The organism is Leifsonia sp. 10L418 (assembly GCF_056395445.1).
Window position 1 is genome coordinate 65,392 of record NZ_JBFTJN010000011.1, and the last position, 11,870, is coordinate 77,261.

General features: G+C 66.0%; 8 protein-coding genes. 5 read left to right on the forward strand and 3 right to left on the reverse strand.

The genetic code is table 11. From position 1 onward, the window contains the following. Positions 1–47: 47 nt before the first annotated feature. Together hutU and hutI are read left to right on the forward strand one after the other, a co-directional pair. The gene (hutU, locus tag AC1DCF_RS18110) at positions 48–1,733 is read left to right on the forward strand and encodes a urocanate hydratase (protein ID WP_477212201.1); all 1,686 of its coding nucleotides are present in this window, start codon (positions 48–50) and stop codon (positions 1,731–1,733) included. Between the two features lie 4 nt (positions 1,734–1,737). Continuing rightward, positions 1,738–2,973 (forward strand): imidazolonepropionase, encoded by a 1,236-nt coding sequence (gene hutI / locus AC1DCF_RS18115; RefSeq protein ID WP_477212202.1) that lies wholly within the window; start codon positions 1,738–1,740, stop codon positions 2,971–2,973. Positions 2,974–3,469: 496 nt separating this feature from the next. Here hutI and AC1DCF_RS18120 read toward each other — a convergent pair whose 3' ends face one another. Next, positions 3,470–4,420, reverse strand: coding sequence for an arginase family protein (locus tag AC1DCF_RS18120; RefSeq protein WP_477212203.1), 951 nt, complete (start codon positions 4,418–4,420; stop codon positions 3,470–3,472). A 162-nt stretch (positions 4,421–4,582) separates the two neighbouring features. Between AC1DCF_RS18120 and AC1DCF_RS18125 the strand changes: the two genes are divergently transcribed. Beyond that, positions 4,583–4,918 (forward strand): hypothetical protein, encoded by a 336-nt coding sequence (locus AC1DCF_RS18125; RefSeq protein ID WP_477212204.1) that lies wholly within the window; start codon positions 4,583–4,585, stop codon positions 4,916–4,918. Positions 4,919–5,125: 207 nt separating this feature from the next. Here AC1DCF_RS18125 and AC1DCF_RS18130 read toward each other — a convergent pair whose 3' ends face one another. Next, the gene (locus tag AC1DCF_RS18130) at positions 5,126–9,001 is read right to left on the reverse strand and encodes an efflux RND transporter permease subunit (RefSeq protein ID WP_477212205.1); all 3,876 of its coding nucleotides are present in this window, start codon (positions 8,999–9,001) and stop codon (positions 5,126–5,128) included. A 124-nt stretch (positions 9,002–9,125) separates the two neighbouring features. On the opposite strand from AC1DCF_RS18130, the gene AC1DCF_RS18135 reads away from it, so the two are divergent. After that, positions 9,126–9,329, forward strand: a complete 204-nt coding sequence (locus AC1DCF_RS18135) for a dodecin family protein (protein WP_441791910.1) — start codon at positions 9,126–9,128, stop codon at positions 9,327–9,329. Positions 9,330–9,364: 35 nt separating this feature from the next. On the opposite strand, the gene AC1DCF_RS18140 is transcribed toward AC1DCF_RS18135, so the two are convergent. Further along, positions 9,365–9,958 carry a helix-turn-helix domain-containing protein gene (locus AC1DCF_RS18140; protein WP_477212206.1) on the reverse strand — a complete coding sequence of 198 codons (594 nt, stop codon included), beginning with the start codon at positions 9,956–9,958 and terminating at the stop codon, positions 9,365–9,367. Between the two features lie 161 nt (positions 9,959–10,119). Between AC1DCF_RS18140 and AC1DCF_RS18145 the strand changes: the two genes are divergently transcribed. Beyond that, positions 10,120–11,754 (forward strand): flavin monoamine oxidase family protein, encoded by a 1,635-nt coding sequence (locus AC1DCF_RS18145; protein WP_477212207.1) that lies wholly within the window; start codon positions 10,120–10,122, stop codon positions 11,752–11,754. Positions 11,755–11,870 lie beyond the last annotated feature (116 nt).

Here is an 11,870-nt window from a genome sequence, read left to right on the forward strand (position 1 = left end):
GCGGCATCCGCGTTGTTCGGGGGCTCCCGGTGGTGTGCAATCGCAGTATGACTACTTCTCGCACCGTTCGTGCAGCTCGAGGATCAACGCTGACAGCGAAGAGCTGGCAGACCGAAGGCCCGCTGCGCATGCTCATGAACAACCTTGACCCCGAGGTCGCCGAGCACCCCGAAGAGCTCGTCGTCTACGGCGGAACGGGCAAAGCCGCCCGCAGCTGGGAGGCCTACGACGCCATCGTGCGCACCCTGACGACTCTTGAAAAAGACGAGACCCTGCTCGTTCAGTCGGGCAAGCCCGTCGGCGTGTTCCGCACCCACGAGTGGGCGCCGCGCGTGCTCATCGCCAACTCCAACCTCGTCGGCGACTGGGCCAACTGGCCCGAGTTCCGCCGCCTCGAGGCGCTCGGCCTGACCATGTACGGCCAGATGACCGCCGGGTCGTGGATCTACATCGGCACCCAGGGCATCCTGCAGGGCACCTACGAGACCTTCGCCGCCGTCGCGGTCAAGCTGGCCGAGCGCCGCGGAGATCTCGACGCGTCGGGCGAATCCAGCCTGGCCGGCACCATCACCCTCACCGGCGGGGCCGGCGGCATGGGCGGCGCGCAGCCGCTCGCCGTCACCCTCAACGAAGGTGTCGTGCTCATCGTCGACGTCGACGAGACGCGCCTGCAGCGCCGCATCGACAAGGGCTACCTCGACGAGCTGGCCACCGACATCGACGACGCGATCGCCCGCGTCGTCGCCGCCAAGAACGAGCGCCGCCCGCTCTCGGTCGGCCTCGTCGGCAACGCCGCGACGGTCTTCCCCGAGCTGCTGGCCCGCAAGGTGCCGATCGACATCGTCACCGACCAGACCTCGGCCCACGACCCGCTGGCGTACCTGCCCGAGGGCGTCACCGTGGCCGAATGGCACGAGCTCGCCGCCGCTGACCCGGTGGCCTTCACCGAGCGCGCCCGCGCCTCGATGGCCAAGCAGGTGCAGGCCATGGTGGAGTTCCAGGATGCCGGCGCCGAGGTCTTCGACTACGGCAACTCGATTCGCGCGGAGGCGGAACTGGGCGGCTACGACCGTGCCTTCGACTTCCCCGGTTTCGTGCCTGCCTACATCCGCCCGCTCTTCGCCGAGGGCAAGGGCCCGTTCCGCTGGGCCGCGCTCTCGGGAGACCCGGCCGACATCGCCGCCACCGACAAGGCGATTCTCGAGCTCTTCCCCGAAGACGCCCACCTGCGCCGCTGGATCACCGCAGCCGGCGAAAAGGTGCAGTTCGAAGGCCTGCCGGCGCGCATCTGCTGGCTCGGCTACAAGGAACGCCACCTCGCCGGACTCAAGTTCAACGAGATGGTCGCCTCGGGTGAGCTCAGCGCTCCCCTCGCGATCGGCCGCGACCACCTGGACTCCGGCTCCGTCGCCTCGCCGTACCGTGAGACCGAAGCCATGGCCGACGGCTCAGACGCCATCGCCGACTGGCCCCTGCTCAACGCGCTGCTGAACACCGCTTCGGGCGCGACCTGGGTGTCGATCCACCACGGTGGCGGCGTCGGAATCGGCCGCTCCATCCACGCCGGACAGGTCATCGTCGCCGACGGCACCCCGCTGGCCGCCGAGAAAATCGAGCGCGTTCTCACCAACGACCCCGGCACCGGAGTAATGCGTCACGTCGACGCCGGCTACGAGCGTGCCGCCGAAGTTGCGCGCGAGCGTGGACTGCGCGTCCCGATGTGGGAAAAGTAGACACATGACAACTGAGCTCATCACCAATATCGGGCAGCTCGTCACGAACGTGGCGACTCCTGCGGCGGGTGTTCCGGCGGATGCTTCGGCGCACGTCTCGGAAACCGACACACGTCAGGATGTCGCCCGTCTGGGCATCCTGCACGACGCGGCGGTGCTGATTGAGGATGGGCTCATCGCCTGGGTCGGCGCTGCGGGCGATGCCCCGAGCGCCGACCTGGTGACCGACGCACAGGGATCCAGCGTGATCCCGGGCTTCGTCGACAGCCACAGCCACATCATTTTCGGTGGCGACCGGTCGGCCGAGTTCGAAGCGCGCATGTCGGGACAGAAGTATTCCGCTGGCGGCATTCGTTCGACGGTCGCTGCGACGCGGGACGCCTCCGACGAAGAGTTGCGAGAGCGCACCCGCGGATTCCTGGGCGAAATGCTCGCGCAGGGCACGACGACCGTCGAGATCAAGAGCGGCTACGGGCTCTCGCTCGAGGCCGAGACGCGGCTTGTGCGGTTGGCCGCCGAGGTGACTCCCGAGGTTACATTCCTCGGAGCGCATGTAGTTCCGACCGAGTTTGCCGGCCGCGCCGACGAGTACGTCGACCTGGTCGTCGGCGAGATGCTCGCGGCGTGCGCGCCGCACGCGCGGTGGATCGACGTGTTCTGCGAAACCGGGGCTTTCACGGTTGAGCAGAGCCGGCGCATCCTGACCGCGGGTGCCGCGCTCGGTCTCGGCGTGCGGGTGCATGCCAGCCAGCTCGGCCCGGGTGACGGCGTCGCGCTGGCCGTCGAGCTCGACGCGGCGAGCGTCGACCACTGCACTTTCCTGACCGACGACGACGTGGCGGCGCTTGCCGGCTCGAACACCGTCGCGACGCTGCTGCCCGGCGTGGAGTTCTCGACCCGGCAGCCCTACCCGGATGCCCGTCGACTTCTGGACGCCGGCGCCACGGTTGCTCTGGCGAGCGACTGCAACCCGGGATCGTCATTCACTTCGTCGATGCCGTTCTGCGTGGCCGTCGCGGTGCGCGACATGGGTATGACTCCGGCCGAGGCCCTCTGGGCCGCGACCGCCGGCGGTGCGGCTGCCCTCCGCCGCACGGATGTAGGCGCGATCGCGGTCGGCAATCGCGCCGACCTGACGCTGCTCAGCGCCGATTCCTATGTGCACCTGGCGTATCGCCCGGGGGTTCCGCTCGTCGACACGGTCTGGAAAGACGGAATCGCCACCGCGGTCGCGCGCTAGGCCGCAGGGCGATCGACACCGTTCGGATCTCGGGAACCTCACTATTGGCGTGAGGATGACGTGCGGTCTCCAGTTCGGCGATTCCCATGCAGTCAGGGCTTTCAGGCTGGCCGTGTGTGGCTAACTCCTGCAATCCGCGCGCGTCGGCGGTGGCGGCACCGGACCAGTGCGGCGGCAAACGGATGTCGCCGCCGATTGCAGGAATTAGCCCCCGGGAGCCGGTGAGATGGCCTCGGTTGCCGGATCGATGCGGGTCCGGTCAGGGCGGATCGGGTCAGGGCGAGTTGGGCACTGTGCGTCGGCCCGCAGTGTCATTCCCGCGTCGAGTGTGGAAGCATGGCGCCATCACGGTGGCTTGCTCGTTCCGCGGGCGCGGCCGGCGCCAGAGCATTCAACGGACAGATGGTGTTGGAATGAGCACAGGGAAAACGACTGGATGGGGCGGCTGGGGATTCGTCGTCGTGATCCTCGTAGTGATTGGGCTTTTCAGCGCGTTTCAGGCTCTCGTCGATTGACGGTCGAGCACACCCGCTGCGACCTCCAGCACACAGAGCGCGGCGAGGCGCACGGTGCGGGCGTCGGCGGTGTCGGCCGAGGCGTCGATCTCAGCGAGGTCGACCGAGACCACACGGGAGTCCGCACCTGCCGCACGGGCCGCGGTGCGGAGTTCCCAAGCAGAGATTCCGCCGGGGACTGACGCGGGGCATCCCGGCGCCACTGACCTATCGCACACATCGACGTCGAGGTCGACATGGATCGGGCCGCCGGCGGATCCGGCGATGTCGAGCGCTTCGGCGAACACATCACTCATCGGACGCCGGTGCAGCTCGTCGCGGTGCACGACCGTGATGCCGTAGTCGAGAGCGCGCTGGGCATACTCGCGGGAGTTCACGAAGTCGGCGATGCCGATCTGCACAATGCGGCGACCGTCGAGCCCGGCTTCTTCGATGAGACGGCGCACGGGCGAGCCGTTCGAGACGCCGTCACGCAGGTCGTAGTGGGCGTCGAGGGTGATCAGTCCAGCGGTCGACGCGTTGTCTCCCCAGGCGCCGCGGGCGACGGGAACGGTGAGCGAGTTGTCGCCGCCGAGCGCCACGACTACCCGTGAGCGAGTTGCCGCTGCGGCGACGGCGCTGATCGCATTGGCCTCGCCGGCCTCACCGTCGGGCTCGAAGGCGTCACCGAAGTCCGCAATGGTGAGTTCGTCAAGACTGCGCGGGTTGGGCCGACCGACCCGGTCCGGCATGAGCGCACCGCTGTACTTCTTGAGTGCGTGGCGAATCGCCCGCGGCGTCTGCCAGGCGTTGGTGGGCGACAGCGAGGTGCGCCAGGCCGGAATGCCGATCAACCCGAGGTCGATCGGAGTCTCGGGAGCCAGGTCGTCCGGCGACGGCCAGCTGCCGGTTCGGGGCCAGAGGGGGTCATGAGGCAGCGCTGCATCGGTCACGATTTCGACCCTAGCAACCGCGCTTCGGTCGAGACAGGCGGTTGACTGCGTGCGTGTCTTGGATACCGGACGGCTCCACGTGATCTGCGCCCTGCTCACGTGTGCGGTCGCTTCGTCGTGCTGAGTCGATTCCGAGCCGGTGGATGCGGCTACCATCGCAACATGAGCGCAGAAGCGATTTTCGACGACTTGATTCTCGAACTCGCACCAGCGGGCGCCGTCGGCGGCAAGATGTTCGGTGCCCGCGCCATCACCCTGCAGAAGAAGGCATTCGCCTGTCTCCAGGGTGATCGAATCGCGCTTAAACTCGGCGACGGAAGTTCCGCACATGCGACGGCGTTGGCGTTGCCTGGCGCTGAGCTTTGGGATCCTTCGGGGCAGCACCGCCCTTTCAAGGATTGGGTCGCCATCCCCTTCGGCGAGAGTGCGCCCACGCCGGACACGATGACCGATCTCGCCACCGCTGCGCTCAGTTTTCTCGCGTCGACGCTCGCCTAACGAATCGCTGCTGATGACCCGCGATGAGGCTCCGGGGTACCCTTTTTCGCTAATGAACTTCAGAGTCATATGACCCTGAAGTTCATTAGCGAAAATGGCACCTATCCGGCCGACGGTTGAGCTCCGTAAACCCTGGTTGCGTCTGAAGATCGGCCTGCGAGGTTTCGAGACGCTCGCTGGCGCTCGCTCCTCAACCAGCGAGAGGGGTTAGCGCGTGCCGGCCGGAATCGGTGCGGAGCCGACGTCGCCGGGTTCGACGAAGCCATCGTCAGGCTCGTCGAAAGGCTGGTCGTCGAGCTCGTCGTCAAGCTGGTCGAGTTCCGCATACGGAGTGTCCGTGGCAACGGCATCCGCAGGCACGGCATCCGCAGGCACGGCATCCGGCTGGGCAGCTTCCGAAGTCGCTTCGGCACGCGTGGCCTCGGCGGCTTCCGGCTGAGCGAACTCCGGCTGGACGAGATCAGGCTGCGCCGATTCGATCTGCACCGCTTCCGACTCCACAGCTTCCGTCGCGAGCTCGGGCGACGCGTCATCCGACATCGCCACTGCTTCGGCGACTACCGGCGCGGGATCCTCCGCAGGTTCGGGATCTACAGCTTCGACTTCGACTACAGCTTCGGGTTCGGCTACCGGTTCGGCATCGGCATCGGCATCGGCTTCGGCTTCGGCTTCGGCTTCGGCTTCGGCGACAGGTACAGCTTCCGCTGCAGGTGCGGCTTCGGACACCGAGGGTTCGGCGACCGGCGCAACCTCGGCCACAGGCGCAGCCTCGGCGACTGCCACCGGCACGGGCTCCACCACCGGTGCAGCTTCCACCACGGGCGCAACCTCCGCAACCTCAGTGACAACCACGGCATCCGTCGCCGCGGCCGCGGCAACCGCGAAACGACGGGCCGCCCGACGCTCGGCCCGACCTTCGACGAGGTAGTAGAGAACGGGCAGAACAACGAGGGTCAGCACCGTCGACGACACGAGCCCGCCGATGACCACGAGTGCGAGCGGCTGCGAGATGAAGCCGCCGTGCCCGGTGAGTCCGACCGCCATTGGCAGCAGCGCGAAGATCGTCGCCAGGGCAGTCATCAGGATCGGCCGGAGACGGCGAGAAGCACCGTGGATGAGCGCGTCGGGCACACTCATTCCCTTGCGCCGATACTGGTTGACCAAGTCGACGAGCACGATGGCGTTGGTCACGACGATGCCGATCAGCATCAGCACGCCGATCATCGACGCGACACCGAGCGGAACGCCGGTGATGACCTGCAGCGCGATGGCCCCCGTCGCCGCGAACGGCACCGAGACAAGCAGCAGCAGCGGCTGCCGCAGCGAACGGAAGGTCGCCACCATCACGATGTAGACGATCAGGATGGCCACGAGCATCGCGATGCCCAACTGGCTGAACGCTTCAGTCTGGTCGGCCGAGACTCCGCCGAGCGTCGCCGTTGCGCCGGCGGGCAGGTTGGTCTCGTCGATCACGGTGGTGATCGCCGCACTGGCTGTGCCGAGATCATCGCCGCTCGGCATGGCCGAAACCGTTGCCGTGCGGATTCCCTTGGCGGTCGTGATGGACGACGGCCCGTCGACCTGGCTGACCGTCGCCAAAGTGTCAAGTGCGACGGGACCGGTGGCCGTGGGGATCTGCAGTGCCGAGAGCTCCGCGGTGGTCGTGGGCGGGGCATCCGACTGCAGATACATCGACAGCGACGTGTCGTTGATCACGATCGAGCCGAGCACGCTCGGCTGCATCGCCTGTGACACGAGGGTGCCGAGGGCGAGTTCGCTGAGCCCGGCCTTCGCTGCGGCATCCGCGTCGACATCAATCGCGAGATACGGGCGCGAGGCAGACAGGTTGCTGGAGCTCTCACTGATCGAATCGAGCTTTGAAACCTGGGTCAGGATGGCGTCGGTCGCGGTCTGCAGGTCAGCGGGGTTCGCCGCCGTCACATCGACGTCGATCGTCGAGGATCCGCCGAAACCGCTGGAGGCACCGATCGAGACCTCGCCGGCGTCCGACAGGTTGTTGAGTTCGGTGCGCGCTTGCTGCTGCACCTCATCGGCGTCGGCCGAGTCGGCGGTCGTGATCGAGTAGGTGACGCTGCTGGACGAGGAGCCGCCGCCGAACGCCGCGGCCATGCTGCTGCCACCGATCGAAACCTGCACCACGTCGACGCCGTCGATGCCGCGGAGGGTCGTTTCGACCTGCTCGGAGGCGGAGTCGAGGGCGGCCAGGCTCGTGCCGACCGGTAGTGTCTGCGTCACGCTGAATGTGTTTTGGCCGGTGGAGCCGAGGAAGTTGACCTTCATCAGCGGAATCATGGCGACCGTGCCCACGAGCACGAGCGCGGCGAGAAGCATGGTCGCGACCGCGTGCTTGAGCGTCCACCGGATGACCGGCAGATAGCCCTTCTGCAGGCGGCTCGGGTGCTCGAGCTCGTCGGGTTCCGCTGCTGCCTCGGCGCGGCGCGAGCGGCGCGATCCGGTGGTTGAGCCTGTCGAAACTCCAGTGGTCGAGCTTGTCGAGACCGACCCGGTCGAAACCGAGACCAGCGCCGGGGCATCCGCTTCGCCGGTCGTGGTGGCCAAGATCTCCGCCGGTTTCGCCTTCGGAACCTTCAAGAACCAGTACGCGAGCACGGGCACGATCGTCAGCGAGACGAGCAGCGACGCCGCCAACGCAATGGTGATCGTCAGCGCGAACGGGCGGAACAGTTCACCGGTCGAGCCGCTCACGAATGAGATCGGCAAGAACACGGCCACGGTCGTGATGGTCGAGGCTGTGATCGCACCGGCCACCTCACGCACGGCGCCGACAATGGTCTCCGCCTTGTCCACACCGGGCACGAGGTGCCGTTTGATGTTCTCAATCACGACGATCGAGTCGTCGACGACCCGGCCGATCGCGATCGTCAGGGCTCCCAGGGTGAGGATGTTCAGCGAGTAGCCGACGGTCTGCAATCCGATGAAGGTGATCAGCACCGACGTCGGGATGGAGATCGCGGTGACTAGGGTGGCGCGCACCGAGAGGAGGAACACCAGGATCACGAGCACCGCGAAGAACAGGCCGAGCATGCCCTCCTGGGTGAGCGAGTCGATCGACTGCTGGATGAAGGGAGCCTGGTCGAAGACGATGGTGAAGGTCGCGCCCGGAACGGCGGCTTCGAGTTCGGGAAGGATCTCGCGCACCTGCGTCGAGACCTCGACGGTGTTGGCCGCGGGCACCTTGGTGACCGAGATCGTGAGTGCCGGTTCCCCGTTGACGCGCGAGATGCTGGTGGCCGGGTTCGCTTCGAGCGCGACCGTTGCCACGTCGCCGATCGTCGTCACGGTCGTCACCGGCTTGCCGGGAACGGCCGAAATCAGGGGCAGGGCGCTGATGTCCTCGACAGATGTGAGCTTCGAGCCGAGCTGCACCGACAGGGTCTTGTCCCCCTCGGTCAGCGAACCGGCCGGGATGAACGCACCGTTCTGCTGAATTGCGGAACGGATCGCCTGCGTGCTGAGCCCGCGTTCGGCCAGCTGCGCGTCATCCGGAGTGATCGTCACCCGCTGACCGACGTCGCCGACGAGGGCGGCATCGCGCACGCCGGAGACATCGCGGATGTCGCCGAGCACGCTGCGCTTGAGATCGTCGGAGAGCGTGGCCGGGTCTCCGCCGGAGACGGCGATCGACAGCACCGGGAAGTCGTCGATGCTACCGCTGAGCACCTGCGGGTCGACATCGTCGGGCAGGGTCGACTTGATGCGGTTGATCGCCTGACCGATCTTCGACTCGGCCTTGGCGAGGTCGGTGCCGTAGGTGAATGTCGCGCTCACCATCGAGACGTTGGTGCTACTCGTCGTCGACGTGGATTCCAGGCCGGGAACGCCCTGAATCGCCGTTTCGATCGGCGTCGAGACGTCGTCATTGACGACCTCGGGTGACGCGCCGGGGTAGCTCGTCGACACGAGCAGCTGCGGCAGCTGGAGTGACGGGATCAACTCCTGCTTGAGGCTGGTCAGCGCCAAGCTGCCGAAGACGGCCGCGACGATCGTGATGAGCGCGATGAGCGCCCGGTTCTTCATGCTCAAGACAGCGAGAAAATGCACCAGATCAGTATGTCAGCGCGGCGTGGCGCGATCGCGCACCCGGCCGACGCGACCGATGCGAGGGGTGTCAGGGCCTGGGCGCCGAGCGTATGCTCTGGGCGAGTTCGATCAATGAGGAGGAACCATGTCTGTTGCACGTGTCACAACGCTCAGCGTCCGGTCCGAGACATCATTCGAGGATGCCGTCGCGGCCGGGATCGCCCGGGCGAACAAAACCCTGCGCGGTGTTTCAGGAGCGTGGGTGAAGGAACAGAAGGTTGAGGTTTCAGACGGAGCCATCACGGCCTGGGAGGTCGTGATCGAGGTGACGTTCGTACTCGACGAGTAGCCCCGCCGGCACCGTTTACAACCTCGCCACAATGCTCACCTCGTCGGCGCGACGGGTGTGGTCACTGGTGCGTGTTCCGGCGTCGGCGGGCTCGTCACCCAGAGCACTTCGGCCTCGGTGTCGCCGAGGTTCACCACGCGGTGCGGCGTGCTGCTGAGGTATTCGATGCTGTCGCCGGGATGAAGGCGCAGCTCCTGGTCATCGAGATGGAGAGTGACCTCGCCACGCAGGACGAGCAGCACCTCCTGCGCCTCTCCATGCGCATATTGTTCGCTTCCCGTCGATCCACCCGGCGCGAACTCAGAGACATAGACTTCGACGTGCCGCAGCGGCGGCTGAGTGATGACGAACTTTCGGGCGCCATCGCTGCTCGGCAGAGTCGGGCGGTCCTCCCTACGCAACACCGTGTTCGCGGGCCGGGTGTCACTGTCGACGAGATCGGCCAGTGAAACACCGAGGGAGTCCGCAAGCCGGCGGAGGCTTCCGATGCTCGCGTTCGTCAAGCCGTTCTCGAACTGGCTCACAAAGCTCGGGCTCAACCCGGCCGCCTCGGCCAACGCTCGAAGCGGCATCCTTCTGAGCTTCCGAAAGGACCGCACACGGGCCCCGATGTCGTCGTCGACTATCACTGCTCCTCAGTTCTACGGGCTCACTTCTACGGGCGAATCCAGCTGAACACTTGACAGCCAGTATCAAACGGAAGCTAATTAGCACTGAACATTCTGTTCAGTAGCGAGCTGCTCAATGCAAGTGTACCCATCGTGTTCCGCAACAACTCGAGGAGATCTTCATGCCAGCAAGAAACGGAAATACCCCCCTCACCGGTAGCGTTCAACGAATATTCGCCGCCCACCGAATATCTGAGAACACCGGAATTCCAGTCGACGAAGTACTTGAACGGGAGCCGGAGCGCGGCGAGCTGACCCGGCGCAGTGTGCTGAAGGGAGCGACCATCCTGGGCGCCGCAGGACTCGTCAGCGTCACCGGCGATCGACTTTCGGCCTCCGCGGCAACCACCGCCGGCAGCGGTAACAACGTTCCATCCGTCGTCATCGTCGGAGCCGGTCTCGCGGGAGTTCGCGCCGCACACTGGCTCTATACCGTCAAGGGCGTGCGCTCCACCATTTACGAAGGAAACACCCGGGCGGGTGGACGCTGCTACAGCCTGACCAATTATTTCGACGACGGTGCTGTCGTCGAGCACGGCGGGGCCTTCATCAACACCGATCACAACGCCACCCGCAACCTCGCCAATTCGTTGGGGCTCACCCTGAAAGAGGCGAACGGCGGGAGCTACGGCAGCTTCGGCGACAAGTACTACATCGATGGCGCCAACTACCTCTACTCGACCGCGAAAGACGATTGGGCGTCGGTCTGGCAGACCTTCAAGAGCGCGCTGCAGAGTGCACCGGCCACCCAGACCTTCGACAACCACACGGCGGCGGGCGTCGCAATCGACAATATGACCGTCAACGAATGGATCGCCGGCAACATCCCCGGAGGCTTGTCGAGCAAATTCGGCAAGCTCATGCAGTCCAATGTGATCGCCGAGTACGGACTCGATCCAGATCAGCAGTCGGCCCTGAACCTGATCTATCTGCTCGGCTGGAACACGCAGAAAGCGCTGGAACCGATCAACGGAGCCGACGAACGCTTCATTGTCGAGGGTGGTAACGATCAAATCGTGACCCGGATGATCGCCGAACTGCCGGCGGGGACCATCCAGTACGGCAAGAAGCTCGTCGCCGTGAAGACGCTCAGCAACGGCTCCGTGACCTGTTCGTTCCAGTCCGGCAACACGATCAGCGACGTGAACGCCGGCAAGGTGATCCTGGCTTTGCCGTTCACGACGCTGCGCGACTGCGACCTGTCGCAGTCCGGCTTCTCGGCGCTCAAGAAGCGCGCGATCACCGAGATGGACCTCGGGGCTAACGCCAAGCTGCACGTGCAGGTCAGTTCGCGCCCGTGGGTCGCGCAGGGCTATGGCGGCTCGTCGTACACGAATATCTCCGGCTACCAGTGCGGTTGGGACGACACCGCGGCCACCTCGACGACGAAGGGAGTCTTCAACTTCTTCCCCGGTGGGCGGCAGGTCACCAGCGGTTGGACCGGGCAGCCCTTCGGCCCCGGCTCCGCAACGCAGGTGGCCGCGTATCTCGCCCAGGTCGAACCGGTGTTCCCCGGGATGACCGCGGCCTACACCGGGAAGTCTTACCGGGATGTCTGGCACCTGAACCCGTGGTCGAAAGGCTCCTACACCTGCCCGAAGCCTGGGCAGTACACCTCGCTGTTCGGCGTGGCAACCGTGAGGTCGGGCAATGTGCACTTCGCCGGAGAACACACCTCGGTCGACTTCTTCGGCTTCCTGAACGGTGCAGTGGAGTCGGGCGAGCGCGCCGGCAAGGAAGTCGTCGGCATCGCCTAGTCGCGTGGACGGATGCCGGAGTCTCCGAGATTTTGGGCCTCGGCATCCGCCCGTGTTCTCAGGCCCTACCCGCGAAACTGCCGTTGTCGGAACCTCAGCGCGCGCCAGGCTCCGAC